Raw genomic sequence first — 26,940 nt, 5'->3', positions numbered from 1 at the left:
CCTCACTCCCGGTGGCCGGCGACCCGGAGCCGTCGACACCACACTGTCTACCCCAACGATCCGGGTCGTAAGGTTGGCACGCTACTTCGACGCGGAAGTGAGGGCAGCGTGGGCGAGTTCGTCAGGCTGGAAGTGAAGGACGGCATCGGCACCATCCGGCTGGAGCGGCCGCCGATGAACGCGCTCAACACCCAGGTGCAGGAGGAGTTGCGCGCCGCGGCGTCGGCCGCCACCGCCGACGCCGAGGTCCGCGCCGTCATCGTGTACGGCGGGGAGAAGGTCTTCGCCGCCGGCGCGGACATCAAGGAGATGGCGGACATGTCCTACGTGGACATGGCCGAGCGGGCTGCCGACCTCTCCAGCGCGCTGGGCGCGATCGCCCGGATCCCCAAGCCGGTCGTCGCCGCGATCACCGGGTACGCGCTCGGCGGCGGCTGCGAGCTGGCGCTGGCCTGCGACTGGCGGATCGTCGCCGCCGACGCCAAGCTCGGCCAGCCGGAGATCAAGCTCGGCATCATCCCGGGTGCCGGTGGCACCCAGCGGCTGGCCCGGCTGGTCGGTCCGGCCCGCGCCAAGGATCTGATCATGACCGGGCGGATGGTCGACGCCGAGGAGGCGCTGCGCATCGGCCTGGCCGACAAGGTCGTTCCGGCCGCCGAGGTCTACGAGGCTGCCGTCGCCTACGTCAAGCCGTTCCTGACCGGGCCGGTGCAGGCGCTGCGCGCGGCGAAGGTGGCGGTCGACGGCGGTCTGGACATGGACCTCACCTCCGGCCTGGCCTGGGAGAGCCAGCTCTTCGCGGCGCTGTTCGCCACCGACGACCGGCGCGAGGGCATGGCGGCGTTCGTGGAGAAGCGCAAGCCGGGCTTCACCGGCCGCTGACGCGAGAGCTGTTCACATCCACGCTACCGGCCAGTAGCGTGTGACTCCGGTCGGGCGACGAAGGGGAGTGGCATGACGGAACACCTCGAGGGGCACGGCGGCGAGCTGGCGCTCGCGGCGTTGCGCGCGCACGGCGTACGGGAGATGTTCACGCTCTCCGGCGGGCACGTCTTCCCGCTCTACGACGCCGCGCACAAGGCGGGTTTCCCCCTCTACGACGTCCGGCACGAGCAGTCCGCCGTGTTCGCCGCCGAGGCGGTGGCCAAGCTCCAGCGCCGCCCCGGCCTGGCCGTGCTCACCGCCGGCCCCGGCGTCACCAACGGCGTCTCCGGGCTGACCAGCGCGTTCTTCAACGCCTCACCGGTGCTGGTGATGGGCGGGCGGGCGCCGCAGTTCCGCTGGGGCTCCGGCAGCCTCCAGGAGATGGACCACCTGCCGCTGGTCGCCCCGGTGACCAAGCACGCCGAGACGGTGTTCAGCGCCGACGACATCCCGCGGGCCGTCTCCGCGGCGCTGACCACCGCGCTCACCCCGCACCGTGGCCCGGTCTTCCTGGACTTCCCGCTGGAGGCGGTCTTCTCGGTCGGCGACGCCGAGCTGCCGGCGGTCACCGCGCCGGCGCCGATCGAGCCCGACCCGGACGAGGTGGCCAGGGCGGCCGGCCTGATCGCCGGCGCGTCCCGGCCGGTGATCATCGCCGGCTCGGACGTGTACGCCGGGGACGCCGTCGAGGCGCTGCGCGCCGCCGCCGAGTCCCTCCAGGTGCCGGTGTTCACCAACGGCATGGGTCGGGGCGCGCTGCCGCCGACGCACCCGCTCGCCTTCGCCAAGGCCCGCCGGGTCGCGCTCAAGGGCGCCGACGTGGTCGTCGTGGTCGGCACGCCGCTGGACTTCCGGCTCTCCTTCGGCGACTTCGGCGACGCCACGGTGGTGCACGTGGTGGACGCGCCCAGCCAGCGCGCCGCGCACGTGCAGCCGGCCGCCGCGCCCGCCGGTGACCTGCGGCTGATCCTCGGCGCCTTCGCCGACCACACCGGCGACCGGGCCGACCACGCCGACTGGATCGCCGAGCTGCGCACCGCCGAGGACGCGGCGAAGGCCCGCGACGGCGAGGAGATGGCCGCCGAGACCGACCCGATCCGGCCGGCCCGGATCTACGGCGAGCTGCGCAAGGTGCTCGCCCCGGACGCCATCACCATCGGCGACGGCGGCGACTTCGTCTCGTACGCGGGCAAGTACCTGGAGCCCGCCCAGCCCGGCACGTGGCTCGACCCCGGCCCGTACGGCTGCCTCGGCACCGGCATGGGCTACGCGATGGGCGCCCGGGTCAGCCACCCGGACCGGCAGATCTGCGTGCTGATGGGCGACGGCGCGGCCGGCTTCTCGCTGATGGACGTGGAGTCGCTGGCCCGGCAGCGGCTGCCGGTGGTGATCGTGGTCGGCAACAACGGCATCTGGGGCCTGGAGAAGCACCCGATGCGGGCCATGTACGGCTACGACGTCGCCGCCGACCTCCAGCCCGGCCTGCGCTACGACAAGGTGGTCGAGGCGCTGGGCGGCGCGGGCGAGACGGTGGAGAAGGCCGCCGACCTCGGGCCGGCGCTGGGCCGCGCGTTCGACGCCGGCGTGCCGTACCTGGTCAACGTGCTGACCGACCCGACGGACGCGTACCCCCGCTCGTCGAACCTGGCCTGAGCGCGACGGCCGCTCGCCGGGTGACCGGCGGGCGGCCCGGGCCGGATCAGACCTCCGGGCGGTCCCGGTCGTCCGGCCGGTCGCGCAGCTCCTGCTCGCGGCGGCGCAGGTCCTCCTCCCAGCGGCGGAGGCGTTCCTGGTCCTCGTCGCGGGAGCGCTTGTCGAGCGAGGCGAGGAAGTCAGGGTCGTCGTCCGGCGCGAGCGGGCGGCGGGCCGGGGCGGCCGGACTCCCGGCACCGAGGACGCCGGCCGACCCGGCCGGGCGCTCGCGGCCGGCGACGAACCAGGCGATCGAGCCGATCAGCGGGAAGAAGAGGATCACCAGCACCCACACCATCCGGGGCAGCGCCTTGACCTGCCCGTCCTCGGCGGAGAGGCAGCTGATCAGCGCGCAGACGGCGAGCACGATCTGGGCCAGGAAGAGCAGCACGTAGAGGCGGGCCATGCCCCATGATGGCGCACCCGGGTGGGTCAGTGCACCCCACCGAGCACGTGTGCGACGCCGAGCAGCGCCAGCCCGGCCGCGCCGAGCGCGGTCAGCGGCACCGACCAGCGGGCGAGCCGGCGCGGCCCGGCGCCGGTGGCCCGACGCCAGTCCGCCAGCAGCACGGTCAGCCAGACCACGACCGCCGCGCCGCCCAGCGCCGCGTCGACGACCCGGCCGGTGAACGCCGGCCGGAGCTGGAGCAGCAGCACGGCGGTCAGCGTGAGCAGCGTCCGCCGCCAGGCCAGCCGGGTGCGTTCCGGCTGAAGCCCGGGATCCCGGGTCACCCCGCACCCCGCAGCAGCACCGCGACCACCAGGGCCAGCGCGCCGAGCGCGACGACCAGGGAGAGCACGGCCGGGAAGCGGGAGGCCGGCAGCTCCTCGCCCAGTCGCATGGCCCGTTCGGTGCGGGCCCAGTGGTCCACCGCCCGGATCGACACGGTCGCGCCGAGCAGCAGCAACGCGACGGCGAGGATCTCCCGCAGGTGGACCAGCGGCAGCGGCGGGAGGAACTGGGCGGCGGCCAGCCCGCCGGCGACCAGCGCCAGCCCGGTCCGCAGCCAGGCCAGGAACGTCCGCTCGTTGGCCAGCGAGAAACGGTAGTCCGGCGGGCTGCCCACCGAGCGCAGCTCGCGCGGGTCGAACCAGCGCCTGATCGACTCCCACACGCCGTCGATTATCCGCTTTGCCCCACGCCTAGCCTGAGGGGATGACCGATCTTGACGCGCGCGGTCTGCGCGACGCCTACGACAGCCAGATCCGCCCGGAGCTGCCCGACCCGCTGCCCGCCGGGGTGAGCGTGGACCGGGACGGGCCGCTGTTCCGGGTCCTCGGCCTGGACCAGCGCGGCTTCATCACCTACCGGACGCTGGACGGCCTGGCCGGCGCCGAGCTGGACGCGCTGATCGCGCGCCAGGTCGAGTTCTTCCGCGCCCGGGGCGAGGCGGTCGAGTGGAAGCTCGCCGGCCACGACGAGCCGGCCGACCTCGCCGACCGGCTGTGCGCCGCCGGCTTCGTCCCGGAGGACCTGGAGACCGTCGTGGTCGGACCGGTGGCGCCGCTCGCCGCCGCCGTCCCCGTGCTCCCCGAGGGGGTACGCCTGCGCGAGGTCACCGGGCGGGCCGACCTGGAGCGGATCGCCGCCATGGAGGAGGAGGTCTGGCACGACGACCGGAGCCACCTCGTCCACGCGCTGGCCCGGGAGATCGAGGCCGACCCGCAGTCGATCACGATCGTGGTGGCCGAGGCGGGCGAGACGGTGGTCAGCGCCGGCTGGATCCGCTACCAGGCGGGCACCGGGTTCGCCAGCCTCTGGGGCGGCTCGACGTTGCCGCAGTGGCGGAAGAAGGGCATCTACCGGGCGCTCGTCGCGTACCGGGCGCGGCTGGCGCAGCAGCGCGGCAAGACGCTGGTGCAGGTGGACTGCTCGCCGGACAGCCGACCCATCCTGGAGCGGCTCGGGCTCGTTGCGGTCACCACCACCACGCCCTACGTCTACACTCCGTGATCATGGACCGGTTGACGGCGGACGAGCAGCTCACCCTGAAGACCGGCGCGTTCGGCGCCGTCTTCCTGGTCTCCAACGCCGTGCCCGGGGTGCTGGCCATGGTGCGGGAGAGCATCGCCGCCTCCGGCGCGCTGGCCGACGTCGGCGGCGTGGTCAAGGAGGCGTTGACCACCGGGCCACTGCCGCAGCTGCCCCGGGACTCCGCGTTGGAGGTCGAGTCCGTCGTGCTGCCCGCGCTGGGTCGGTCGGTGGAGATCCTGCGGGCCAAGTCGCCGGGGGACGTCGAGGCGTACCGGTCGGTGGTGCTGGCCGCGGCGGACCGGGTGGCCGAGGCGCACCGGGGGGTCGAGCCGGCCGAGGCCGCGGCCATCGACAAGATCAGGCGGGCGCTGGCCGAGCCGGTCTGAGGGGCCGGTCCGCGCGCGGTGAGCTGCGTCACTCCGGGCCCCCGGGGTGGCGATGCTACTTGCGGGTAACATTGGCCCGTGGGCAAGTGCACAGCACCCTGCGGTTGACCGACCGTTAAGTCACGCGGGAGGCTGCGCCCGTGACCGGGCGAGTGATCGCTACACCAAACAGGAGGGTCGTCGAAGCGCGATGAACATCGTCGTACTCGTCAAGCAGGTGCCCGATTCGGGCGCGGACCGCAACCTGCGTTCAGACGACAACACCGTCGACCGCGGTTCGGCGAACAACGTCATCAACGAGATGGACGAGTACGCCATCGAGGAGGCGTTGAAGATCAAGGAGGCGCACGGCGGCGAGGTCACCATCCTGACCATGGGTCCGGACCGGGCGACCGAGTCGATCCGCAAGGCGCTCTCCATGGGGCCGGACAAGGCCGTCCACGTCGTCGACGACGCGCTGCACGGCTCCTGCGCCGTGGCCACCTCGAAGGTGCTCGCGGCCGCCCTCGGGCAGCTCAACGCCGACCTGGTCATCTGCGGCGCCGAGTCGACCGACGGTCGGGTCCAGGTCATGCCGCACATGATCGCCGAGCGGCTGGGCGTCGCCGCCCTCACCGGCGCGCGCAAGCTCACCGTCGACGGCTCGACCCTGACCGCCGAGCGGCAGACCGAGGAGGGCTACGAGGTGGTCACCGCCTCGACCCCGGCCGTCGTGTCCGTCTGGGACACCATCAACGAGCCGCGCTACCCGTCCTTCAAGGGCATCATGGCCGCCAAGAAGAAGCCGGTGCAGACGCTCTCCCTGGGCGACCTGGGCGTGGCCCCGGCCGAGGTGGGCTTCGACGGCGCCACCAGCGCCGTGGTAGAGCACTCGAAGCGCCCGCCGCGCTCCGGCGGCGAGAAGATCACCGACGAGGGCGAGGGCGGCGTCAAGCTGGTCGAGTTCCTCGCCACCGAGAAGTTCGTGTGAGAGGTCTGGACATGTCTGAGGTTCTCGTCGTCGTCGAAGCCACCAAGGAATTCGGCGTCAAGAAGGTCACCCTGGAGATGCTCACCCTCGCCCGCGAGCTGGGCACGCCGAGCGCGGTCGTGCTCGGCGGCGCCGGCGCCGCCGAGGCGCTGAGCGCCAAGCTGGGCGAGTACGGCGCGGAGAAGATCTACGCGGCCGAGGGCGAGGAGATCGACGGCTTCCTGGTGGCGCCGAAGGCCACCGTGGTCGCCGAGCTGGTCAAGCGCGTGCAGCCGGCCGCCGTGCTGCTCGCCTCGTCGCAGGAGGGCAAGGAGATCGCCGCCCGCCTCGCGGTCAAGCTGGACAACGGCATCCTGACCGACGTGGTCGCCCTGGACGCCGACGGCACCGCGACCCAGGTCGCGTTCGCCGGCTCCACCATCGTCAAGTCCAAGGTCACCAAGGGCCTGCCGCTGGTCACCGTCCGGCCCAACTCGCTCAACCCGACCCCGGCCGCGGCCACCCCGGCCGTCGAGCAGCTCACCGTGTCGGTCACCGACGCGGACAAGCTGGCCAAGGTCGTCGAGCGGGTCGCCGAGCAGAAGGGCTCCCGCCCGGAGCTGACCGAGGCGTCGGTGGTCGTCTCCGGCGGTCGCGGCGTCGGCAACGCCGACAACTTCAAGCTGGTCGAGGAGCTGGCCGACCTGCTCGGCGGCGCGGTCGGCGCGTCCCGCGCGGCGGTCGACTCCGGCTTCTACCCGCACCAGTTCCAGGTCGGCCAGACCGGCAAGACCGTCTCCCCGCAGCTCTACGTCGCGCTCGGCATCTCCGGCGCGATCCAGCACCGGGCCGGCATGCAGACCTCGAAGACCATCGTCGCGGTGAACAAGGACGCCGAGGCGCCGATCTTCGAGCTGGCCGACTACGGCGTGGTCGGTGACCTGTTCAAGATCGTGCCGCAGGCTGCCGAGGAGATCCGCAAGCGTAAGTGACCGCTGGTCACGAACGAAGGCCGCCGCCCGGTGCACCGGGCGGCGGCCTTCTTCTTTCGGGAGCTGATCGGCGGGCCGGGGAGCTGAGCCGGCCCGCCGATCAGCCCGTCAGGGTGCCCCTCAACAGGCTGTCGCCGGAGTGGCGGGTGTTGTTGTCGTACTGCTCGGCGCTGATGTCGACCACCGAGTAGGTGCGCAGGTCGACGTTCGGAGGGATGGGCAGCAGCGCGTCCCCCGATCCGTTGCTCAGCGTACCCACCGAGAACATCTCCATCGTCCGGGGATCGATCAGCCAGACCTCGTAGTACCCCGGAACGTTCGGGAGATTCGCCACGTGCAGGTGCAACTGGTTGTCCCCGAGCACCCGGGCGTCGCCGGAGGCGTCCTTCGGGGTCGCCCCGAACGCGGCCAGCGGCGCGCTGGCCAGCACCGTCGGCTGCGGCGTGGGTTCGTCGCCGCCGGTGCCGAGCACCGCGACCGTGCCCGCCACACCGATCACCGCGGCGGCGGTGGCGGTGACCGCGGTGGTCGCCCAGCCCGGCCAGCGCCGCCCCCGACGCCGACGTGCCGTGGTGACCGGACGATCCTGCACCGCGACCTGCTCGCCGGCGCGCGGCGGACGCCGGTCGGCCAACGTGGGCAGCTCCTCGGCGGCCCGGATCTCCGCGACGATGCCCTGCCAGACGTGCTCCGGCGGGTCGGGCAGGTCGGTCAGGCCCTGGGTGCCGGCGCCCAGCCCGGCGACGTGCTGGAGCGTCTCCAGCTCCCCCCGGCAGTGCCCGCAGGTGTCGAGATGGGTGGCTTCACCGTCGGCCGCCTCGCTCTCACCGAGCGCCAGAAAGACCAGCCGGTCGTGGTCCAGGTGCTGCACCGTCCACCTCCCATCTGCGCTTCAGGCTCTGCATGCCGCGCCGGATATGGCTCTTGACCGTGCCGAGCGGCACTCCGGTCACGGTCGCGATCTGCTGGTGTGTCAGGTCGTCGTAGAAAGCCAGCTCCAGCATCCGACGCTGCTCGTCGGGGAGCCGGGCCAGCTCGTCGGCGACCACCAGCCGGTCGACCACCGTGTCGGGGTCGGGGCCGGTGGAGACCGGCTCGGGCAGTTGCCTGACGGTCTCGACCACCCGGGTCTCCCGGGCCGAGGCCCGGATCCGGTCGATCACCTTGCGCCGCCCGATGCCGAGCAGCCAGCCGATGAGTGATCCCTTCGCCGGGTCGAACGTCTCCCGGCCGAGCCAGGCGGCCACGAAGGTCGCCTGCGTCACGTCCTCGGCGTCGCTCCGGTTGACCAGCGTCGTGGTGGCCAGGTGCAGCACCGCTCGGCCGTACCGGTCGTACGCCTCTCGCAGGGCGGCCTCGTCGCCGTCGCGGAACCGCGTCGCGAGGTCGTCCTCGCCGGGCGGTTCGGGGCCCTGCCTGGCCGCCGTCACCGGGCGGCTCGCCTTCCGTGGGGCATGCCCGACTGTAACTCCCACAGTCACCGCCCCACGCTCCCGGTCTGTCCGTCACGACGCTCGTCACCTTCTCTTCGTCGCCGAGGGGGTCGACGGATGCGTCCGGGAGGAAGAAAAGAAATCGGATCCGGGGCGCATCCGGGGGTGCGGGAGCCGGCGTAACCCGTTCTGCAAGCCAGGCCTGACGAATCAGTACCAACTACCAGGAGGCAGACAATGCAGCTCGCCATGTTCCGTCGGGTCGCCGCGGGCGGCGCGGTGGCCGCCCTCACCTTCGCCGGTGTCGGCGCCGCCACCATGAGCCCGGCCTACGCCGCCTCGTCGAAGGTCTCCGTGGTGCACGGCATCCCGGACACCCCGGTCGACGTGTACGTCAACGGCAAGAAGACGCTGGACAACTTCAAGCCCGGCGACGTGGCCGGCCCGCTGACCCTGCCCGAGGGGGAGTACGACATCGCCCTGACCAAGCCCGGTGAGGCGATCGACAAGGCGATCCTCAAGGTCGACGACGCCGAGGTGCCGGGCGGGGCGAACATCAGCCTCGCCGCCCACCTGAGCGCCGACGGCAAGCCGCAGATCACCCCGTTCGTCAACGACGTGTCCAAGGTGGGCGCCGGCAAGGCCCGGCTGATCGTCCGGCACACCGCCGCCGCGCCGGCCGTCGACGTGCGGGCCGGTGGCAAGCCGGTCTTCGAGGGCCTGACCAACCCGAAGGAGGCCAAGGCCGACGTGGCCGCCGGCTCCGTGAAGGCGGACGTGGTGCTCGCCGGCACCGACACCGTCGCCATCGGCCCGGCCGACCTGAACCTCAAGGAGGGCACGGCCACCATCGTCTACGCGATCGGCTCCGCCGACGCCAAGAACCTGGACCTGGTCGCGCAGACCATCAGCGGTCTGCACTCGGCGCCGGGCGGCGTGCCCAGCGGCACCGGCGGTCAGGCCGGCACCGGCGTGGACACCTGGTGGTACGTGCTGGCCGGCGCCGGCGTGCTGCTGCTGGTCGGCGGCGGGGCGCGGGTGGCCACCGCCCGGGCCGGTCGCCGGTGACGGTGCGCAACCGCGGGGCGCTGGCGGCGATGGCCGCCGGCGCCGCCGCGCTCTCCGTCGCGGCCCTGGTGGCCTGCGGTTCGCAACCCGCCGAGGACGTCGGGGCCGACGAGGCGGCGGCCCTGGCCAGCTCCACGCCCGCCCCGTCGGCCACGCCCACGGCGGCCGGGGACGCGTCGGTGCCGGTGAACGCCGGTACCCTCCCGGCGGACGGCACGACAGTGCCCCCGGTCCGGCTGAGCATCCCGCCGATCAAGGTCACCGCCACGGTGAACCCGGTCGGCATCAACGACCGCACGAACGAGTTCGAGGTGCCGCCGAGCGTGGACCAGGTCGGCTGGTACCGCTACGGCCCGGGCCTGGAGTCCGGCGCCGGTTCGGTGGTCATCGCCGGGCACGTGGACAGCGCCGAACAGGGCAAGGGAGCGTTCTTCCGGCTGCGTGAGCTGGACCGGGGAGACACGCTCACCGCCACCGGCTCGGACGGCGAGGAGCGCCGCTACCGGGTGGTGGCCCGGGAGGAGTACACGAAGACGAAGATTCCGCTGGACCGGTACTTCGCCCGGGACGGCAGTCCGCGTCTCACGCTGATCACCTGCGGCGGTCCGTTCGACCCGAAGACCCGGCACTACCGGGACAACATCGTCGTCACCGCGGTCCCCTCATGAGGAGTCGGACCACCTGTCCCACCGCGGTGCGGGACGGGTGGTCCGGCCCCCGGTGGCGCGCCCACCGGCCGTTAGGCTGAACGGTGATGGCATACCTGGATCACGCGGCGACGACCCCGATGCTCGACGAGGCACTCGAGGCGTACGTCGCCACCGCCCGCGAGGTGGGCAACGCGTCGTCGCTGCACGCGGCGGGCCGCCGTGCCCGACGGCGGGTGGAGGAGTCCCGGGAGCGGGTGGCCGCCGCGCTCGGCGCCCGCCCCTCCGAGGTGATCTTCACCGGCGGTGGCACGGAGAGCGACAACCTCGCCGTGAAGGGCATCTTCTGGGCCCGGCGGGCCGACCGGGCCGAGCGGGTCCGGGTGGTCTCCAGCGCGGTCGAGCACCACGCCGTGCTCGACGCGGTCGACTGGCTGGTCGCGCACGAGGGCGCGCAGGTCGGCTGGCTGCCGGTGGACGCCGCCGGGCGGCTCGACCCGGAGCGGCTGGGGGCCGAGCTGGCCGAGCACGGCGACCGCGTGGCGGTGGTCACGGCGATGTGGGCGAACAACGAGGTGGGCACCGTCCAGCCGGTGGCCGAGCTGGCCGCGGTCGCCGCCGCGCGCGGGGTGCCGTTCCACACCGACGCGATCCAGGCGGTCGGGCAGGTTCCGGTCGACTTCGCCGCGAGCGGCGTGTCCGCGCTCACCGTGACCGGGCACAAGCTGGGCGGCCCGGCCGGCGTCGGCGCGCTGCTGCTGGCCCGCGACGTCGCCGCCACCCCGCTGCTGCACGGCGGCGGCCAGGAGCGCGACGTGCGCTCCGGCACCCTGGACACGGCCGGCATCGTCGCGTTCGCGGTCGCCGTCGAGGCCGCGGTCAAGAACCAGCAGGAGTACGCGGCCCGGATCGCCGCGCTCCGCGACGAGCTGGTCGAGCGGGTCCGCCGGGCGGTCCCCGAGGTGGTCTTCAACGGCGACCCGGCCGACCGGCTCCCCGGCAACGCGCACTTCTCCTTCCCCGGCTGCGAGGGCGACGCGTTGCTGCTGCTCCTCGACGCCCAGGGCATCGCCTGCTCGACCGGGTCGGCCTGCTCGGCCGGCGTGGCCCAGCCCTCGCACGTGCTGCTGGCCATGGGCGCCGACGACGACCGGGCCCGGTCCTCGCTGCGGTTCACGCTGGGGCACACCAGCACCGGCGCCGACGTGGACGCGCTGATCGCCGCGCTGCCGGCCGCCGTGGAGCGGGCCCGCCGCGCGGCCGCCCTCCGTACGCCCCGCTGACCCGGATACCCTCGGTGAGGACGAGGGGAGTGGGCCGGTGAGGGTTCTGGCGGCGATGTCGGGCGGAGTGGACTCCGCCGTGGCGGCGGCGCGGGCGGTGGAGGCCGGGCACGACGTGACCGGGGTGCACCTGGCGCTGGCCCGCAACCCGCAGACCTACCGCACCGGCGCGCGGGGGTGCTGCACGCTGGAGGACTCCCGGGACGCCCGGCGGGCCGCCGACGTGCTGGGCATCCCGTTCTACGTGTGGGACATGGCGGACCGGTTCCACGACGACGTGGTCGACGACTTCGTCGCCGAGTACGCGGCCGGCCGTACCCCGAACCCGTGCCTGCGTTGCAACGAGAAGATCAAGTTCGCCGCGGTGCTGGACCGGGCCGTGGCCCTGGGCTTCGACGCCGTGGTCACCGGCCACCACGCCCGGCTGGGCCCGGACGGACTGCTGCGGCGCAGCGTCGACGCGGCCAAGGACCAGTCGTACGTCCTCGCGGTGCTGACCCGCGCGCAGCTCGACCGGTCGGTCTTCCCGCTGGGCGACTCGACCAAGGCCGAGGTCCGCGCGGAGGCGGCCCGGCGCGGCCTCGCCGTCGCCGACAAGCCGGACTCGCACGACATCTGCTTCATCGCCGACGGCGACACCCGCGGCTTCCTGGCCGAGCGGCTGGGCGAGGCCCCCGGCCAGGTCGTGGACGCGCTCACCGGCGCGGTGGTGGGCAGCCACAGCGGCGCCTACCAGTACACCGTCGGACAGCGGCGCGGGCTGCACCTGGACCGGCCGGCGCCGGACGGCCGGCCGCGCTACGTGCTCTCCATCACCCCGACGACCAACACGGTGACCGTCGGCCCGGCCGAGGCGCTGGAGGTCTCCTCGGTGCGTGCCCTGCGGCCGGTCTGGACCGGCGGGCCGCGCCCGGACGGGCCGATCGAGTGCGAGGTGCAGTTGCGGGCGCACGGCGACGTGGTCCCGGCCGCCGTCTCGGTGGACGCCGACGGCCTGCGCGCGTCGCTGCGTCGCCCGGTCCGCGGGGTCGCCGCCGGTCAGGCCATCGTGGCCTACCGGCCGGACCCGGCCGGCGACGTGGTCCTCGGCTCCGCCACCATCACCGCCTGACCGCGGTCCCCGGGCGGCGGGTCCCCGGCGGCGGGCCCCTGGCCGCGGGTCCCTGGCCGCGTGGGTCCTGGCCGCCGGACCCTGGCCGCGTGGACCCGGCCGCGACGGGCCGGGCCAGCCGGGGGCGGGAGCGCGCCCCCGGAGCTGGCCGTCGAGGTTGACGCCCGCCGCCGTGCCGATCTGCTCCGCCCAGGTCGCCCGGGTCGCCCGGGTCGCCCGGGTCGCCCGGGTCGCTCCGGCAGGCCGTCGGCGTGCCCGACGGTCGCCTTTCGAGCTGATAGCGCAGACGACTCAACCGCCGCGCGGGCCCGCTGAGTCGTTCCTGATATCAGCTCGAAAGCGTGCTCCGAGCGACCATCCGCCGCCGGTCCCGCGCGGACGGGGGCGGGCAGTGCCCGATGTGTGGGGACGGTGCGTCCACGTGCCGCGTGACCGGTGCAGGCTGCCAGATCGCGCCGTCGTGGCGGGCGAGGGGGCGTCGGCCCCGGGCCCGCGTCCCCCCGCGCCCGGCCGGAGGCAGCGGATAGGCTGCGGCGGTGACTGAGCAGGCGTGGCCCTGGCCCACCGGCGCGGCGACCGGGATCGGTTCGCTGCCCGGCACCGACATCGCCGAGGCGCAGCGGATCGTGCTCGGTGAGCTGCCGGCACTGCCGCACCTGCCGGAGCTGCCCGCCCGGGGCCCCGGCGCGGACCTGCTCGGGCGCACCGCCGGCCTGCTGGTCGAGCTTCCGGTCGAGCTCTACGCGGCCCGCTGGCGGATCGCCCCGCGCCCCGGCCGCGACCTGCGCCGGGCCCGGGACCTGATGGAACGCGACCTCGACCAGCTCGCCGAGCAGGCCGAGGAGTACGCCGGTCCGGTCAAGGTCCAGGCCGCCGGCCCGTTCACCCTGGCCGCCGCGCTGGAGCTGCCGATCGGCGGTCGGCTGCTGCGCGACCCCGGCGCGGTACGCGACCTCGCCGGCTCACTGGGCGAGGGGCTGCGGGGGCACGTCGCGGCGGTGGCCCGGCGGCTGCCCCGCGCCTCGGTGCTGCTCCAGCTCGACGAGCCGTCCCTGCCGGCGGTGCTGGCCGGCCGCGTGCCCACCGAGAGCGGGCTCGGCACCCACCGTCCGGTGGAGGGCGAGGTGGCCCGGGCGCTGCTGGGTGGCGTGATCGAGGCGGCCGGGGCGCCCACGCTGGTGCACTGCTGTGCGCCGGACGTGCCACTGGAGCTGATCCGCTCCGCCGGGGCGGTCGGCGTCGCCCTCGACCTGTCGCTGCTCACCGACCTGGACCCGCTCGGCGAGGCGATCGACGCCGGGCTCGGGCTGCTCGCCGGCGCCGCGCCGACGCTGCCGCCGGCCGGTGGGCGGGCGCCCACGTCCGCCGAGGTGGCCGCCCGGGTCCGCCGGGTCTGGGACCAGCTCGGCTTCCCCCGTCGCCGGCTCGCCGAGCAGGTGGTGGTCACCCCCGCGTGCGGCCTGGCCGGCGCGACCCCGGCGTACGCCCGCGCGGTGCTGGCCGCCTGCCGGGACGCCGGGCGGCGGCTCGCCGAGGAGTGACGTTTCCCGTCGTACCCCGGGGGCAGGATGACCGGCATGATCGGACGACTGCGTTCCACGGTGATCGACTGCCCTGACCCGCGTGCGTTGGCCGGCTTCTACGCCGAGCTGCTCGGCCTGCCGGTGATCGAGGAGAGTTCCGAGGGCGACGACTGGGTGGTGCTCGGCGGCCCGCCCGGGCACCAGCCCCGCCTCGCCTTCCAGAAGGCGCTCGACCTGCGCGCCCCGGCGTGGCCCGACCCGGAGCGTCCGCAGCAGTTCCACCTGGACGTGACCGTTGACGACATCGAGGCGGCCGAGAAGGCGGCGCTGGCGCTCGGGGCGCGGCGGCTGCGCGGCGAGGGTGACGGCTGGCGGGTCTACGCCGATCCGGCCGGCCACCCGTTCTGCCTCTGCTGGGACTGACCGGCCCGGGTTTGCGCGGTCGGGGCATGATCGCCACCGTGACCGCCTCCACCCCCCGCCGCGCCGCCGGGTCGCTCTTCGGCCTGGCCTACGGCGACGCCCTGGGCAAGCCGACCGAGTTCCTCACCGTCACCGAGATCGTCCGGCGCTACGGCCCGGCCGGTCCGCGCGAGCTGGAGGGTGACCCGGCGCTGGTCACTGACGACACCCAGATGGCGCTGGCGGTCGCCTGGGCGGTGCATGACGCGCCGGCCCTCACCGCCGAGGCGGTGGAGCCGTTGCTGCGGCAGCGCTTCCTCGACTGGGCGGCCAGCCCGGAGAACAACCGCGCCCCCGGCATGACGTGCCTGCGAGCCTGTGCCGAGCTGGACCGGGGCACCCGCTGGCAGGAGGCCACCGTGGCCGGCTCGAAGGGCTGCGGGGCGAACATGCGGGTCACCCCGGTCGGGCTGCTCGACGTCGATCTCGACACCCTCGCCGGGCTGGCGCAGTTCCAGGCCGGCCTCACCCACGGCCACCCGACCGCCCTGGCGGCGAGCGAGCTGACCGCGTACGCGGTCCGGCTGCTGCGCGACGGCGCGGCGCTGCCCGAGCTGCCCGGCCTGCTCACCGACCGGGCCCACGAGCAGCGCACGGTCTACCGGGACGACTGGCTCGGCGACCTGTGGCAGCGTCCGGGTGAGCGCAGCGCGGCCGAGTTCGCGGCCCGGGGCTGGGACGACTGCCTGCGGGTGCTGGGTCGGCTGGAGGCGGCGCTGGCCCGCCCCGACGACGGCGGCGACCCGTGCCGGCTCACCGGCGAGGGGTGGATCGCCGAGGAGGCGCTCGCCACCGCGCTGCTCTGCGCGCTGCGGCACCCCGACGACCCGGTCGGCGCGCTGGCCCGGGGCGCCACCACCGCCGGCGACTCGGACTCCATCGCCGCGCTGGCCGGCGCGTTCGTCGGGGCCGCGCACGGGATGGCGGCCTGGCCGGCCGGGTGGGCCGACCGGATCGAGTACGCCGACCAGCTCGGCGCGCTCGCCGGCGCGCTCGACTGAGCGGCCGTCGTCCCCCGGCTCAGGCGGCCAGGTGGGGGAGCCGGCGGACGCCGCGCCAGAGGTCGGGGTCGCAGGTGCCGGCGCGGTCGGCGAACGCGTCCAGCGGCACCGGGATCGGCTCGCTGACGTCGAGGAAGCTGTCGTGGTCCGCGCCCGGGTCCCAGCTGCGGGTCGGGATCGGCAGGTGGTCGTCCCGGTCCGACTTGTCCTGGCTGGTGATCTTCAGGACGTCGGCGTCCCGGCCGTCGACCCGCAGCACCAGGCAGGGGCGCACCTTCGAACCGGTCCCGTCCGCGTAGGGCACGTCGGCCCACCAGATCTCGCCGGGCCGGGGCCGGTCTCCGGCCGGCGCGCCGCCGTCGCGCGGCCTCGGCGGCGCGCCGGTCCGGCCGCCCCGGGGACCACGCTCGGGCCGCCCGGTGCCCGGGCGACGTCGGTCGGCCGACCGGGTACGCGGGCCGGTCCCGGTGGACCGGCGGCGCCACTCGCTCCACAGCCAGCCGGCGGCCACGCAGACCACGATCACCAGTGCCCAGATCAGCCCGTCGCGCATCCGTACCCCGCCTTCCGTCCGTTCCGGCCCAGCGCCGCCGCCGCGATCGTCGCACGGCCGGGGCCGGCCCGCCCGATGGCGCGACGCGCGCCGGGTCCGCGCCGGGTCGCCTGGTCAGCGCGGGTGGCCGGACGGTTGTCACCCCCGACCGCTACGGTGCGGGGGTAGCACGAGCACGGGAGGTCGACAGCGTGTCCGAAGACGGCGGCGTGTCCGAAGAAGCGGTTCCCTCGGCGGTCGACGCCGCCCAGGAGGCGGCGGCGGGCGCCGAGCCGACCCCGGAGGCCCGGGAGCGGCACGCCCTGCTGAGCCAGGAGCTCACCGAGCACCAGTACCGCTACTACGTGCTGGACGCGCCGACCGTCACCGACGCGGAGTTCGACAGGCAGCTGCGTGAGCTGGAGGCGCTGGAGGCCGAATACCCGGCGCTGCGCACCCCCGACTCGCCCACCCAGCGGGTCGGTGGCACCTTCTCCACCGACTTCACCCCGGTCACCCACGCCGAACGGATGCTCTCGCTCGACAACGCCTTCGCCGACGAGGAGCTGGCCGCCTGGGCCGAGCGGGTCGAGCGCGACGCCGGTGGCCCGGTGCCCTACCTGTGCGAGCTGAAGGTCGACGGGCTGGCCATCAACCTGACCTACGAGAAGGGCCGGCTGGTGCGCGCCGCCACCCGGGGCGACGGGCGCACCGGCGAGGACGTCACCGCCAACGTGCGCAGCATCAAGGGTGTGCCGGCCCGGCTGACCCCGTCCGACGACTTCCCCGACGTGCCGGAACTGATCGAGGTGCGCGGCGAGATCTACTTCCCGGTGGCCGCGTTCGCCGACCTCAACGCGAGCCTGGTCGAGCAGGGCAAGGCCCCGTTCGCCAACCCGCGCAACGCCGCCGCCGGCAGCCTCCGGCAGAAGGACCCGCGGGTCACCGCCTCCCGCCCGCTGCGCCTGGTGGTGCACGGCATCGGCGCGCGCAAGGGCTTCCAGCCCGCGGCCCAGTCCGAGTCCTACGCCGCGCTGCGGGCGTGGGGGCTGCCCACCAGCGACCGCTGGCGGGTGGTGCCCGACCTGGCCGGCGTGGCGGAATACATCGCCTGGTACGCCGAGCACCGGCACGACGTCGAGCACGAGATCGACGGCGTGGTGGTCAAGGTCGACCCGGTCTCCATCCAGGGGCGCCTCGGCTCGACCAGCCGCGCGCCGCGCTGGGCGATCGCCTTCAAATACCCGCCGGAGGAGGTCAACACCACGCTGCTCGACATCGACGTCAACGTCGGGCGCACCGGGCGGGTCACCCCGTTCGCCGTCCTGGAGCCGGTCCGGGTGGCCGGCTCCACAGTCGCGCTGGCCACGCTGCACAACGCCCGCGAGGTCGAGCGCAAGGGCGTGCTCATCGGCGACACGGTGGTGCTGCGCAAGGCCGGCGACGTGATCCCCGAGGTGCTCGGCCCGGTGGTCGAGCTGCGGCCGCCCGACGCCCGCCCGTTCGTCATGCCGACCACCTGCCCGGCCTGCGGCACGCCACTCGCGCCGGCCAAGGAGAGCGACGTCGACATCCGCTGCCCCAACTCCCGCAGCTGCCCGGCGCAACTGCGGGAACGGGTCTTCCACCTGGCCGGCCGCGGGGCGTTCGACATCGAGGTGCTCGGCTACAAGGGCGCGGCCGCGCTGCTCGACGCCGGGATCATCGCCGACGAGGGCGACCTGTTCGGTCTCGACGCCGAGCAGTTGAGCCGCTCGCCGTTCTTCGTCAACAAGGACGGCAGCCTCGGCAGCAACGCCACCAAGCTGCTCGACAACCTCGCGGTGGCGCGGGAGCGCGACCTGTGGCGGGTGCTGGTGGCGCTCTCCATCCGGCACGTCGGCCCGACCGCGGCCCAGGCGTTGGCCCGGCACTTCCGCTCGATCCCGGCGATCGAGGAGGCGTCCGAGGAAGAGCTGTCCTCGGTGGACGGCGTCGGCCCGACCATCGCGGCCAGCCTGAAGGAGTGGTTCGCCGTCGACTGGCACCGCGACGTGGTCCGCAAGTGGGCCGAGGCGGGCGTCCGGATGGCCGAGGAGGCCGGCGACGAGGGCCCGCGACCGCTCGACGGGGTGACCGTGGTGGTCACCGGCACGCTGGCCGGATTCAGCCGCGACCAGGCCGCCGAGGCGATCCAGAGCCGGGGCGGCAAGGTGACCGGATCGGTCTCCAAGAAGACCGGTTTCGTGGTGGTCGGCGACAACCCCGGGTCCAAGGCCGACAAGGCGGCCACCCTGAAGCTGCCGATCCTCGACGAGGACGGGTTCCGGGTGCTGCTGGAGTCCGGCCCCGAGGCGGCCCGCGCGGTGGCCCGGGTGGAGGACTGACCCCGGCCCTGGCGACGGCTGCGCCGTATACCAACTTAATTACGACTACGACCGATTCGTGACTGTCGTGTCGGGGAAATCGACCCGGAGGGCGTTTCATTGGCGTACGGCGCGTGACCGCGCGTGCCGATGCCGCTTCCGGGAGGTGCGATGGAGAACGGCGACCCGCGCAACTCCGTCCCGCCCGGGCGGACCGGGCCGTTCTTCGGCTTCGTCGCCGGCGTCGGCGTGCTCGCCCTGCTCGTCTCGGTCGGGCCGCTCGTCGCGCTCCCCGACCGGCTGACCGAGCTGCCGGCCGCATTCTGGACCATGGCGGCGCTCGCCGTCGCCTGCGACGCCCGACCGTTCGTCCCGCCCGGCCGGCGGCAGACCTCGGCGGTCTTCCCATCGACCTGCTTCACCTTCGCCATCCTGCTCGGCTGGGGGCTCGGCCCGGCCGTCGCGGTGCAGGCCGTCGCGGTGGCCGTCTCCGGCTGGCGCCTCGGCTACGCCCCCTGGCGCACCGCCTTCAACGCCGCCCAGTACGCCTGCGCGCTCGCCGCCGCGTACGCCGTCACCCGGCTCGGCCCGGGTGAGCTGTTCGGCGGCGGTCGGCTGCACTGGACCGACGTGGCAGCGGTGGGTGGCGCCACGGTGGCCTGGTTCGTGGTCAACTACGGCCTGGTCACCACCGCCATCCGGCTGCGCTTCGGCGACCGGTGGTGGCCCAGCGTCCGGCACGGGCTGGCCTATGAGCTGCTCTCCACCGGCTCGCTGCTGCTGCTCGCGCCGGTGCTGGTGGCCGCCGCCCGGGCCAGCGCGGCGCTGATCCCGCTGGTGCTGGTTCCGCTGTTCGCGGTCTACCGGATGGCCCGGCTCTCCGCCGAGCGGGAACAGCTCGCCGACGTGGACCCGCTCACCGGGCTGCCCAACCGCAAGGCGCTGCTCACCGAGGTGGCCGAGCAGGTGCACCTGCACGCCGAACGGGCCGCCCGTGGCGAGCCGGCCGCCCACCTGGCCCTGCTGCTGCTCGACCTCGACCGGTTCAAGCACGTCAACGACGCGCTCGGGCACGCGGTCGGCGACCGACTGCTGGTCGAGGTGAGCGCCCGCCTGATCGACGTGGTCGGCGAACGGGACCTGGTGGCACGCCTCGGCGGGGACGAGTTCGCCATCGTCGTACCCCGGCTGGCCGGCCTCGACGAGGCCCGCGAGCGGGCCGACCGGGTGGTCGCCGCGCTCGCCGAGCCGGTGCCGCTGGACGGGCTGCCGTTGGACGTGGGCGGCTCCATCGGCGTCGCGCTCTTCCCCGACCACGGCGAGGACTTCGCCACCCTGATGCGGCACGCCGACGTCGCGATGTACGACGCCAAGCACCGCAACGACACCGTCGCGGTCTACGCGCCGGAGTCCGACCACAACTCGGCGGAACGGTTGAGTCTCCTGGCCGACCTGCGCCGGGTGCTGGAGTCGCCGCCGGCCGGGGAGCCGGTCGGCGTACGCGGGGGTGACGGCGCGGTGCTGGCGCCGGACCTGCCCGCCGCCCGACCGGCGCACGACGGCCGGCCGGCCCCCGACGCGCGGCCGGGCCGCGACGACGGCCGGGGCGGGGTCCGGCCCGGCGGTGGATCGGCCCGGTGGCGGCTGCGGCGCCGCCGGGAACGCGTGGAGACGCGGCCCGGCGACGAGCTGATCGAGCAGATCCTCACCGGCGCCGACCCGACCCGCCGCCGCGGTGCCCGGGCCGGCACGCCCGCCGGCTCGGCGGCCCGGGCCGGCGGTGACGCCACCTCGGCCGGGACCACGGCCGAGGTCCCACCGCCCGCCCACGCGGCGACGGCCACGGAGACGGCGCCCGCCGCCCGGGCCGCCCACGCCACCGAGGCCGTCGTGACGTCCGGGGGCACACCGACCGGGCCCGCCACCACCGACCGGCCCGCGGTGCGCGAGGCGGACGACCCGGGTGAGATCACCATGTACTACCAGCCGCAGATCGCCATCGCGACCGGCGAGGTGGTCGGCGTCGAGGCGCTGCTGCGGTGGCGGCACCCGCGCCGCGGGATGGTCGACCCGGGTGAGCTGATCCAGGTCGCCGAGCAGAGCGCGGTCATGCGGCTGCTCACCCGGCGGGTGGTGGACGACGTGGTGGAGCAGCTCGCCAAGTGGTCCGCGGCCGGGCTCACGCTGCGCGCCGCGCTCAACGTCAGCGTCCGGGACCTGCACACCGGCGAGATCGCCGACCAGATCGCCGACCGGCTGGCCCGCTACGGCGTGCCGCCGGCGCGGCTCCAGGTGGAGATCACCGAGGGGGCGTTGATGGCCGACCCCCGGCGGGTGCTGGCCAGCATCACCCAGTTGCACCGGATCGGGGTCGGCATCGCCCTGGACGACTTCGGCACCGGCTACTCCTCGTTGCAGCACCTGCGCCGGCTGCCGCTGTCCGAGGTGAAGGTGGACCGGTCGTTCGTGCTGGGGATGGCCGACGACCCGGACGACGCGGCGATCGTCCGCTCGATGATCGAGCTGGCCGGCGCGCTCGGGCTGCGGGTGGTGGCCGAGGGCGTGGAGGACGAGCGCACCTGGCGGCTGCTGCACGCCGCCGGTTGCGACGTGGCGCAGGGCTGGTTCCACGCCCGGCCGATGCCGGCGGAGGAGTTGGCCGCCTGGCTGTCGCGTTACCGCCCGGTGCGTCCGGCGGTCGCCGAGGCGGGCGGCCGGGGCGGCCCGGAGGGGGAGTCGAAGGCGTCGTCGTGAGCGCGGGACAATAGACTCGCTCCGGTCACCGCGCGTCATCGCTCAGTCGTCGCGCGCGGCCGGCACACCTAGACGTCTCAGGACAGCCACGAAGGGGGCACCCGATGGCCGCCATCTCCCGCGAGGAGGTCGCGCACCTCGCGCGACTGTCGCGGCTCGCCGTCACCGAGGAGGAGCTGGACACCTTCGCCGGTCAGCTGGACGTGATCCTCCAGTCGGTCGCGCAGGTCGGCGAGGTCGCCGCGGCGGACATCCCGCCGACGTCCCACTCGGTGCCGCTGACCAACGTGCTCCGCGAGGACGTGGTGACGCCGAGTCTGACCCCGCAGGAGGTGCTGTCGGGCGCGCCCGACGCCGAGGAGCAGCGGTTCCGCGTCCCGCGGATCCTGGACGAGGATGTGGCATCGTGACCGACCTGACCAAGCTCAGCGCCGTCGACCTCGCCGGTCTGGTGGCCAGCGGCGAGACCTCCGCGGTCGAGGTCACCCGGGCCCACCTGGACCGGATCGGCGCGGTCGACGACCGGGTGCACGCCTTCCTGCACGTCGACACCGAGGGGGCGCTGGCCGCCGCGCGGGCCGTGGACGAGCGTCGGGCCGCCGGCGAGGAGCTGGGCCCGCTGGCCGGCGTGCCGGTCGCGGTGAAGGACGTGCTCACCACCAAGGGCGTGCCCACCACCGTCGGGTCGAAGATCCTGGAGGGCTGGCGCCCGCCCTACGACTCGACGATCGTCGAGCGGCTGCGCGCCGCCGGCACGGTGATGCTCGGCAAGACCAACATGGACGAGTTCGCCATGGGCTCCTCCACCGAATACTCCGCGTACGGCCCGACCCGCAACCCGTGGGACCTGGAGCGGATCCCCGGCGGCTCCGGCGGCGGCAGCGCCGCGGCGCTGGCCGCGTACGAGGCGCCGCTGTCGATCGGCTCGGACACCGGCGGTTCGATCCGCCAGCCCGGCGCGGTCACCGGCACCGTCGGTGCCAAGCCCACCTACGGCGGCACCTCCCGGTACGGCCTGGTCGCGTTCTCCTCGTCGCTGGACACGCCCGGCCCGTGCGCCCGCAACGTGCTCGACGCCGCGCTGCTGCACCAGGTGATCGGCGGCCACGACCCGCGCGACTCCACCTCGATCCCGGCCCCGGTGCCGGACGTGGTGGGCGCGGCCCGGTTGGGCGCGAGCGGTGACCTGACCGGCGTGCGGCTCGGTGTGGTCACCGAGTTCACCGGCGAGGGCGCCGAGCCGGGCGTGATGGCCGCGTTCCGCGAGTCGGTGGAGGCCCTGGCCAAGCTGGGCGCGGAGATCGTGGAGATCTCCTGCCCGCACTTCGGGTACGCGCTGCCGGCCTACTACCTGATCGCGCCGAGCGAGTGCTCCTCCAACCTGGCCCGGTTCGACGGCGTCCGGTTCGGCCTGCGGGTCGGCGACGACGGCAACCGGTCCCTGGAGGAGGTCATGTCGCTGACCCGGGAGGCCGGCTTCGGCCCGGAGGTCAAGCGCCGCATCATGATCGGCACGTACGCCCTCTCCTCGGGTTACTACGACGCCTACTACGGCCAGGCGCAGAAGGTCCGCACCCTGATCACCCGCGACTTCACCGCCGCGTTCGAGCAGGTGGACGCGCTGATCTCGCCGACCACGCCGTTCGTGGCGTTCCCGATCGGGGCCCGCACGTCCGACCCCTACCAGATGTACCTGGCCGACCTGTTCACCATTCCGACGAACCTGTACGGCGGCCCGGCGATCTCGGTCCCGTGCGGTCTGTCCGACGGGCTCCCGGTCGGCCTGCAGATCATGGCCCCGACCATGGCCGACGACCGGATGTACCGGGTCGCCGCCGCGCTGGAGTCGACGGTCGGCACGTTCACCCCACCGGCACTGTGAGGCAGGAGCAGATGACGACGACACTGCCCGCGTACGACGAGGTCGTGGCGCGCTGGGAACCGGTGATCGGCCTGGAGACCCACGTCGAGCTGGGCACGAACACCAAGATGTGGTGCGGCTGCCCGACCGACTTCGGCGGCGAGCCGAACACCCGGGTCTGCCCGGTCTGCCTGGGCCTGCCCGGTTCGCTGCCGGTGGCCAACAAGGCCGCCATCGAGGCGACGATCCGGATCGGTCTGGCGCTCAACTGCTCGATCGCCGAGTGGTGCCGGTTCGCCCGGAAGAACTACTTCTACCCGGACATGCCGAAGAACTTCCAGATCAGCCAGTACGACGAGCCGCTCTGCTTCGACGGCTACCTGGACGTCGAGGTCAACGGCGAGCTGGTGCGCATCGGCATCGAGCGGGTGCACCTGGAGGAGGACACCGGCAAGACGCTGCACGTCGGCGGCGCCACCGGCCGGATCCACGGCGCCACCGAGTCGCTCGTCGACTACAACCGGGCCGGCATCCCGCTGGTCGAGATCGTCACCAAGCCGATCCCGGGCACCGGCGCGCTCGCGCCGGAGGTCGCCCGCGCGTACGTCGCCGAGCTGCGCGACGTGATCCGCTCCCTGGGCGTCTCCGACGTCCGGATGGAGGAGGGCTCGCTGCGCTGCGACGTCAACACCTCGCTGAACCTGCCGGGCGAGGAGTGGGGCACGCGCACCGAGACCAAGAACGTCAACTCGCTGCGCTCGGTCGAGCGGGCGGTCCGCTCGGAGATGCTGCGCCAGGCGTCCGTGCTGGACGCGGGGGGCCGGATCACCCAGGAGACCCGGCATTTCCACGAGGACACCGGCGACACCACCCCGGGCCGGTCCAAGGAGACCGCCACCGACTACCGGTACTTCCCGGAGCCGGACCTGGTGCCGCTCGCGCCGGACACCGCCTGGGTGGCCGAGCTGAAGGCCGCCCTGCCGGAGCTGCCGCGGCTGCGCCGCAAGCGGATCCAGCAGGACTGGGGCCTGTCGGACCTGGACATGCAGTCGGTGGTCAACGCGGGCGCGGTCGAGCTGATCGAGGCGACCGTGGCCGCCGGCGCCACCCCGGCCGCCGCCCGCAAGTGGTGGCTGGGTGAGCTGTCCCGCCGCGCCAACGAGACCGGCGTGGAGCTGGCCGACGTCGGGGCCACCCCGGCGCAGGTCGCCGAGCTCCAGGGCCTGGTCGACGCGGGCAAGCTCAACGACAAGCTGGCCCGTACGGTGCTGGAGGGCGTGGTGGCCGGCGAGGGTTCGCCGACCGAGATCATGACCAACCGCAACCTGGAGGTCGTCTCGGACACCGGCGCGCTCACCGCCGCCGTGGACGAGGCGATCGCGGCCAACCCCGACGTCGCCGACAAGATCCGCAGCGGCAAGGTCGCAGCGGCCGGCGCGCTGGTCGGCGCGGTCATGAAGACCACCCGCGGCCAGGCGGACGCGAAGACCGTCCGCGAGCTGATCCTGGAGCGCCTCGGCGCCGCCTGACGTGCAAGGAAGGGCCCCTTCTTAACGCCTGGTGCATAAGAAGGGGCCCTTCCTAACGCCTCACCCCCACACCGCAGTGGGCGTCAACGGCGACGCCCGGATGGAGTCACCGTGAACCAGCACGACCTCGACGTCCTCGACGAGATCCAGCGCCGGGTACTCTGGCTCGCCACCCGCATCGTCGATGCCGCCAACCACGACCGGGACACCGGCGACGGGGTGAAGGTCGGCGGCCACCAGGCGTCCAGCGCCTCGCTGGTCACCGCGATGACCACGCTCTGGTTCGAGCACCTGGACGCCGAGGACCGGGTCGCGGTGAAGCCGCACGCCTCGCCGGTGTTCCACGCCATCCAGTACCTGCTCGGCAACCTCGACCGGTCCTACCTGCCGAAGCTGCGGGCGCGCGGCGGCCTCCAGTCGTACCCGTCGCGCACCAAGGACCCGGATGAGGTGGACTTCTCCACCGGCTCGGTCGGCCTGGGCGCCGCCGCGCCGCTGTTCGCCGCCGTCACCCGCCGCTACGTCGACGCGCACTTCGGCGCGCGGCCGCACTCCCGGTTCGTCGCCATCATCGGCGACGCCGAGCTGGACGAGGGCAACATCTGGGAGGCGGTCGCCGACCCGGCCACCACCGGCCTGGGCAACGTGATGTGGCTCGTCGACTTCAACCGCCAGTCGCTGGACCGGGTCGTCCCCGGCATCCGGATCAACCAGTGGCGGGGCCAGTTCGAGGCCGCCGGCTGGCACGTCGTGGAGGTCAAGTACGGCCGCAAGCTGGCCGAGGCGTACGCCCGGCCGGGCGGGGTGGCGCTGCGTGACTGGATCGACCGGATGCCGAACGAGCAGTACCAGTCGCTGTTCGGGCTGGCCGGGCCGGCCCTGCGCAAGCAGTTCCTGGACGGCGCGCCGGCCGAGGTGGCCGCGTTCGTCGCCGAGATCGGCGACGACGAGCTGGGCCCGCTCGTCACCGACCTGGGCGGGCACGACGCGCAGGCGATGCTCGACGCGTACGCCCAGTGCGACGCGGTCACCGACCGGCCCAGCGTGGTGTTCGCGTACACGGTCAAGGGCTGGGGCCTGCCGATCGCCGGCAACCCGCGCAACCACTCGGCGCTGCTGAGCACCGAGCAGGTGGACGCGTTGCGCGCCGCGCAGGGCCTGACCCCGGAGACCGAGTGGGACCGCCTCGACCCAGCGTCCCCGGCCGGCATCCGGGCCGGCGAGCGCCGGGAGGCGCTGTCCCGCCCGCCGCGCGAGCGGGCGCTGGGCGTCACCGTCCCGGAGACCACCCGGGTACGCGCGAACAAGCCCGTCTCCACCCAGGAGGTCTTCGGCCGGGTGCTGGTCGACCTGGCCCGCGATCCGCAGGTGGCGCCCTACCTGGTGACCACCGCGCCGGACGTGGCCACCTCGACCAACCTGGCCGGGTTCATCAACAAGACCGGCGTCTTCGCCCCCACCGAGCAGCGTTCCTGGACCGAGGACCGGATGCTGCGCTGGACGGAGAGCCCCGCCGGGCAGCACATCGAGCTGGGCATCTCGGAGATGAACCTGTTCCTGCTGCTGGGCCAGCTCGGCCTGTCGTGGGACCTGTCCGGCCAGCCGCTGCTGCCGGTGGGCACGGTCTACGACCCGTTCGTGCTGCGCGGGCTCGACGCGTTCCTCTACGGCACCTACTCGGGTTCCCGGTTCGTGGTGGCCGGCACCCCGTCCGGCATCACGCTGGCGCCCGAGGGCGGCGCCCACCAGTCCACCATCACCGCCTCGGTCGGGCTGGAGCTGCCCGGCGTGACGTTCCTGGAGCCCGCGTACGCCGGCAGCCTCGACTGGCTGCTCTGCGACGCGCTCGGGCAGATCGCCGGTGGATCCGCGCCGGCCGCGACCGCCGCGCCGGCCGAGGACGGGGCGTACTACTTCCGGCTCAGCACCCGGCCGGTCGACCAGGCCCCGTTCGAGGCGGCCCGGGCCCGGCTCGGCGAGGCGGTGCTGCGCCGGCAGGTGGTGGCCGGCGCGTACCGGCTCGTCGACGCGCACCAGGCGTACCCGGATCTGGCGGACGCCCCGGTGGTGCAGCTCGCGGCCTCCGGCGCGGTGCTGCCGGAGGTCCTGGCCGCCGCCGCGGAGCTGGCGGAGGAGGGCGTCGCGGCGCACGTGGTCGACGTGACCAGCCTGGACCGGCTCTACCGGGCGTGGCAGCGGACGCTGCGTCAGGGCGTGCGGACCGCCACCGTGCCGAGCGTGCCCGGCGCGTTGCGGTCGGCGTTCGTCGACCGGGTGCCGGTGGTCACCGTGCATGACGCCGCCTCGCACGCGATGGCCTGGCTCGGCTCGGCGGTGGGCGCTCCGGCGGTGCCGCTCGGGGTGGACGAGTTCGGCCAGTCCGGCAGCGTCCGTGACCTGTACGAGCTGCACGACCTGCTGCCGGGCAGCATCGTCAACGCCGCGCTGGCCGCGCTCGCGCTGCGCTGACCCG

At 74.3% G+C, this 26,940-nt stretch carries 25 protein-coding genes; 19 read left to right on the top strand and 6 right to left on the bottom strand.

What is annotated here, in order from left to right; translation table 11 throughout:
* Positions 1-108: 108 nt before the first annotated feature.
* Positions 109-882: an enoyl-CoA hydratase/isomerase family protein gene (locus COO58_RS00640; protein WP_091580741.1), complete on the top strand. Its 774-nt coding sequence runs from the start codon at positions 109-111 to the stop codon at positions 880-882.
* Between the two features lie 72 nt (positions 883-954).
* A complete protein-coding gene (locus COO58_RS00635; RefSeq protein WP_098743412.1) occupies positions 955-2,577 on the top strand; it encodes an acetolactate synthase in 1,623 nt (540 codons plus the stop codon).
* Between the two features lie 46 nt (positions 2,578-2,623).
* Here COO58_RS00635 and COO58_RS00630 read toward each other — a convergent pair whose 3' ends face one another.
* Genes COO58_RS00630 through COO58_RS00620 form a run of 3 tightly spaced genes read right to left on the bottom strand, consistent with a single transcriptional unit; the run spans position 2,624 to position 3,731 of the window.
* Positions 2,624-3,022 carry a PLD nuclease N-terminal domain-containing protein gene (locus COO58_RS00630; protein WP_091580732.1) on the bottom strand — a complete coding sequence of 133 codons (399 nt, stop codon included), beginning with the start codon at positions 3,020-3,022 and terminating at the stop codon, positions 2,624-2,626.
* Positions 3,023-3,048: 26 nt separating this feature from the next.
* On the bottom strand, positions 3,049-3,348 hold the full coding sequence (locus tag COO58_RS00625; RefSeq protein WP_098743410.1) for a DUF202 domain-containing protein: 300 nt from the start codon (positions 3,346-3,348) through the stop codon (positions 3,049-3,051).
* Positions 3,345-3,731 (bottom strand): YidH family protein, encoded by a 387-nt coding sequence (locus tag COO58_RS00620; protein WP_098743409.1) that lies wholly within the window; start codon positions 3,729-3,731, stop codon positions 3,345-3,347. Before COO58_RS00620 ends, COO58_RS00625 begins: the two co-directional genes overlap by 4 nt.
* Before the next feature lie 41 nt (positions 3,732-3,772).
* Between COO58_RS00620 and COO58_RS00615 the strand changes: the two genes are divergently transcribed.
* From COO58_RS00615 to COO58_RS00600, 4 genes are all read left to right on the top strand, one after another.
* Positions 3,773-4,570, top strand: coding sequence for a GNAT family N-acetyltransferase (locus tag COO58_RS00615; protein ID WP_098743407.1), 798 nt, complete (start codon positions 3,773-3,775; stop codon positions 4,568-4,570).
* A 2-nt stretch (positions 4,571-4,572) separates the two neighbouring features.
* Positions 4,573-4,977 carry a hypothetical protein gene (locus tag COO58_RS00610; RefSeq protein WP_091584054.1) on the top strand — a complete coding sequence of 135 codons (405 nt, stop codon included), beginning with the start codon at positions 4,573-4,575 and terminating at the stop codon, positions 4,975-4,977.
* A 190-nt stretch (positions 4,978-5,167) separates the two neighbouring features.
* Positions 5,168-5,947, top strand: coding sequence for an electron transfer flavoprotein subunit beta/FixA family protein (locus COO58_RS00605; RefSeq protein WP_091580717.1), 780 nt, complete (start codon positions 5,168-5,170; stop codon positions 5,945-5,947).
* Between the two features lie 11 nt (positions 5,948-5,958).
* Positions 5,959-6,918 (top strand): electron transfer flavoprotein subunit alpha/FixB family protein, encoded by a 960-nt coding sequence (locus COO58_RS00600; RefSeq protein WP_091580710.1) that lies wholly within the window; start codon positions 5,959-5,961, stop codon positions 6,916-6,918.
* 100 nt (positions 6,919-7,018) lie between these two features.
* On the opposite strand, the gene COO58_RS00595 is transcribed toward COO58_RS00600, so the two are convergent.
* Positions 7,019-7,789 carry an anti-sigma factor gene (locus COO58_RS00595; RefSeq protein ID WP_098743406.1) on the bottom strand — a complete coding sequence of 257 codons (771 nt, stop codon included), beginning with the start codon at positions 7,787-7,789 and terminating at the stop codon, positions 7,019-7,021.
* A complete protein-coding gene (locus COO58_RS00590; protein ID WP_091580702.1) occupies positions 7,743-8,348 on the bottom strand; it encodes an RNA polymerase sigma factor in 606 nt (201 codons plus the stop codon). The genes COO58_RS00595 and COO58_RS00590 overlap by 47 nt, the downstream gene beginning before the upstream one ends.
* Positions 8,349-8,588: 240 nt before the next feature.
* Here COO58_RS00590 and COO58_RS00585 point away from each other — a divergent pair, with 240 nt between their 5' ends.
* From COO58_RS00585 to COO58_RS00555, 7 genes are all read left to right on the top strand, one after another.
* Positions 8,589-9,419: a DUF4397 domain-containing protein gene (locus tag COO58_RS00585; protein WP_091580697.1), complete on the top strand. Its 831-nt coding sequence runs from the start codon at positions 8,589-8,591 to the stop codon at positions 9,417-9,419.
* A complete protein-coding gene (locus COO58_RS00580; protein ID WP_098743404.1) occupies positions 9,416-10,087 on the top strand; it encodes a class F sortase in 672 nt (223 codons plus the stop codon). Before COO58_RS00585 ends, COO58_RS00580 begins: the two co-directional genes overlap by 4 nt.
* A gap of 86 nt (positions 10,088-10,173) precedes the next feature.
* Positions 10,174-11,349 carry a cysteine desulfurase family protein gene (locus tag COO58_RS00575; protein ID WP_091580688.1) on the top strand — a complete coding sequence of 392 codons (1,176 nt, stop codon included), beginning with the start codon at positions 10,174-10,176 and terminating at the stop codon, positions 11,347-11,349.
* 37 nt (positions 11,350-11,386) lie between these two features.
* Complete coding sequence (gene mnmA / locus COO58_RS00570) at positions 11,387-12,460, top strand: tRNA 2-thiouridine(34) synthase MnmA (protein ID WP_218012331.1); 1,074 nt, start codon at positions 11,387-11,389, stop codon at positions 12,458-12,460.
* A 536-nt stretch (positions 12,461-12,996) separates the two neighbouring features.
* Positions 12,997-14,001, top strand: a complete 1,005-nt coding sequence (locus COO58_RS00565; RefSeq protein WP_098743402.1) for a methionine synthase — start codon at positions 12,997-12,999, stop codon at positions 13,999-14,001.
* Positions 14,002-14,037: 36 nt separating this feature from the next.
* Positions 14,038-14,406 carry a VOC family protein gene (locus COO58_RS00560; protein WP_172967842.1) on the top strand — a complete coding sequence of 123 codons (369 nt, stop codon included), beginning with the start codon at positions 14,038-14,040 and terminating at the stop codon, positions 14,404-14,406.
* A gap of 26 nt (positions 14,407-14,432) precedes the next feature.
* Positions 14,433-15,446, top strand: a complete 1,014-nt coding sequence (locus tag COO58_RS00555; RefSeq protein WP_098743401.1) for an ADP-ribosylglycohydrolase family protein — start codon at positions 14,433-14,435, stop codon at positions 15,444-15,446.
* Between the two features lie 19 nt (positions 15,447-15,465).
* Here the strand turns inward: COO58_RS00555 and COO58_RS00550 are convergent, their stop codons facing one another.
* Positions 15,466-15,999, bottom strand: a complete 534-nt coding sequence (locus tag COO58_RS00550) for a type II toxin-antitoxin system PemK/MazF family toxin (RefSeq protein WP_098743400.1) — start codon at positions 15,997-15,999, stop codon at positions 15,466-15,468.
* 191 nt (positions 16,000-16,190) lie between these two features.
* Between COO58_RS00550 and ligA the strand changes: the two genes are divergently transcribed.
* The 6 genes from ligA to COO58_RS00520 all read left to right on the top strand — a co-directional run bounded on the left by ligA (position 16,191) and on the right by COO58_RS00520 (position 26,936).
* Positions 16,191-18,344 (top strand): NAD-dependent DNA ligase LigA, encoded by a 2,154-nt coding sequence (gene ligA / locus COO58_RS00545; protein ID WP_369700163.1) that lies wholly within the window; start codon positions 16,191-16,193, stop codon positions 18,342-18,344.
* Positions 18,345-18,494: 150 nt separating this feature from the next.
* Positions 18,495-21,077 carry a bifunctional diguanylate cyclase/phosphodiesterase gene (locus COO58_RS00540; protein WP_098743398.1) on the top strand — a complete coding sequence of 861 codons (2,583 nt, stop codon included), beginning with the start codon at positions 18,495-18,497 and terminating at the stop codon, positions 21,075-21,077.
* 104 nt (positions 21,078-21,181) lie between these two features.
* Positions 21,182-21,487 carry an Asp-tRNA(Asn)/Glu-tRNA(Gln) amidotransferase subunit GatC gene (gatC, locus tag COO58_RS00535; protein ID WP_091580658.1) on the top strand — a complete coding sequence of 102 codons (306 nt, stop codon included), beginning with the start codon at positions 21,182-21,184 and terminating at the stop codon, positions 21,485-21,487.
* Positions 21,484-22,959 carry an Asp-tRNA(Asn)/Glu-tRNA(Gln) amidotransferase subunit GatA gene (gatA, locus tag COO58_RS00530; protein ID WP_098743397.1) on the top strand — a complete coding sequence of 492 codons (1,476 nt, stop codon included), beginning with the start codon at positions 21,484-21,486 and terminating at the stop codon, positions 22,957-22,959. The genes gatC and gatA overlap by 4 nt, the downstream gene beginning before the upstream one ends.
* 11 nt (positions 22,960-22,970) lie before the next feature.
* Positions 22,971-24,467: an Asp-tRNA(Asn)/Glu-tRNA(Gln) amidotransferase subunit GatB gene (gene gatB, locus COO58_RS00525; protein WP_091580649.1), complete on the top strand. Its 1,497-nt coding sequence runs from the start codon at positions 22,971-22,973 to the stop codon at positions 24,465-24,467.
* Positions 24,468-24,578: 111 nt separating this feature from the next.
* On the top strand, positions 24,579-26,936 hold the full coding sequence (locus COO58_RS00520) for a pyruvate dehydrogenase (RefSeq protein WP_098743395.1): 2,358 nt from the start codon (positions 24,579-24,581) through the stop codon (positions 26,934-26,936).
* The last annotated feature ends 4 nt before the right edge of the window (positions 26,937-26,940 follow it).

It is taken from the genome of Micromonospora sp. WMMA1996, from assembly GCF_002573675.1.
GTDB lineage: Bacteria > Actinomycetota > Actinomycetes > Mycobacteriales > Micromonosporaceae > Micromonospora > Micromonospora sediminicola.
The sequence above is the reverse complement of the archived record's forward strand: the minus strand, read 5'-3'. Positions and strand labels throughout refer to the sequence as shown.

Bases quoted from the DNA above. Each gene is read 5' to 3' on its own strand.
- COO58_RS00635 (WP_098743412.1), top strand. From the start codon at position 955: ATGACGGAACACCTCGAGGGGCACGGCGGCGAGCTGGCGCTCGCGGCG.
- COO58_RS00630 (WP_091580732.1), bottom strand. From the start codon at position 3,022: ATGGCCCGCCTCTACGTGCTGCTCTTCCTGGCCCAGATCGTGCTCGCC.
- COO58_RS00615 (WP_098743407.1), top strand. From the start codon at position 3,773: ATGACCGATCTTGACGCGCGCGGTCTGCGCGACGCCTACGACAGCCAG.
- COO58_RS00610 (WP_091584054.1), top strand. From the start codon at position 4,573: ATGGACCGGTTGACGGCGGACGAGCAGCTCACCCTGAAGACCGGCGCG.
- COO58_RS00605 (WP_091580717.1), top strand. From the start codon at position 5,168: ATGAACATCGTCGTACTCGTCAAGCAGGTGCCCGATTCGGGCGCGGAC.
- COO58_RS00600 (WP_091580710.1), top strand. From the start codon at position 5,959: ATGTCTGAGGTTCTCGTCGTCGTCGAAGCCACCAAGGAATTCGGCGTC.
- COO58_RS00585 (WP_091580697.1), top strand. From the start codon at position 8,589: ATGCAGCTCGCCATGTTCCGTCGGGTCGCCGCGGGCGGCGCGGTGGCC.
- COO58_RS00575 (WP_091580688.1), top strand. From the start codon at position 10,174: ATGGCATACCTGGATCACGCGGCGACGACCCCGATGCTCGACGAGGCA.
- COO58_RS00560 (WP_172967842.1), top strand. From the start codon at position 14,038: ATGATCGGACGACTGCGTTCCACGGTGATCGACTGCCCTGACCCGCGT.
- COO58_RS00555 (WP_098743401.1), top strand. From the start codon at position 14,433: ATGATCGCCACCGTGACCGCCTCCACCCCCCGCCGCGCCGCCGGGTCG.
- COO58_RS00550 (WP_098743400.1), bottom strand. From the start codon at position 15,999: ATGCGCGACGGGCTGATCTGGGCACTGGTGATCGTGGTCTGCGTGGCC.
- COO58_RS00540 (WP_098743398.1), top strand. From the start codon at position 18,495: ATGGAGAACGGCGACCCGCGCAACTCCGTCCCGCCCGGGCGGACCGGG.
- gatC (WP_091580658.1), top strand. From the start codon at position 21,182: ATGGCCGCCATCTCCCGCGAGGAGGTCGCGCACCTCGCGCGACTGTCG.
- gatB (WP_091580649.1), top strand. From the start codon at position 22,971: ATGACGACGACACTGCCCGCGTACGACGAGGTCGTGGCGCGCTGGGAA.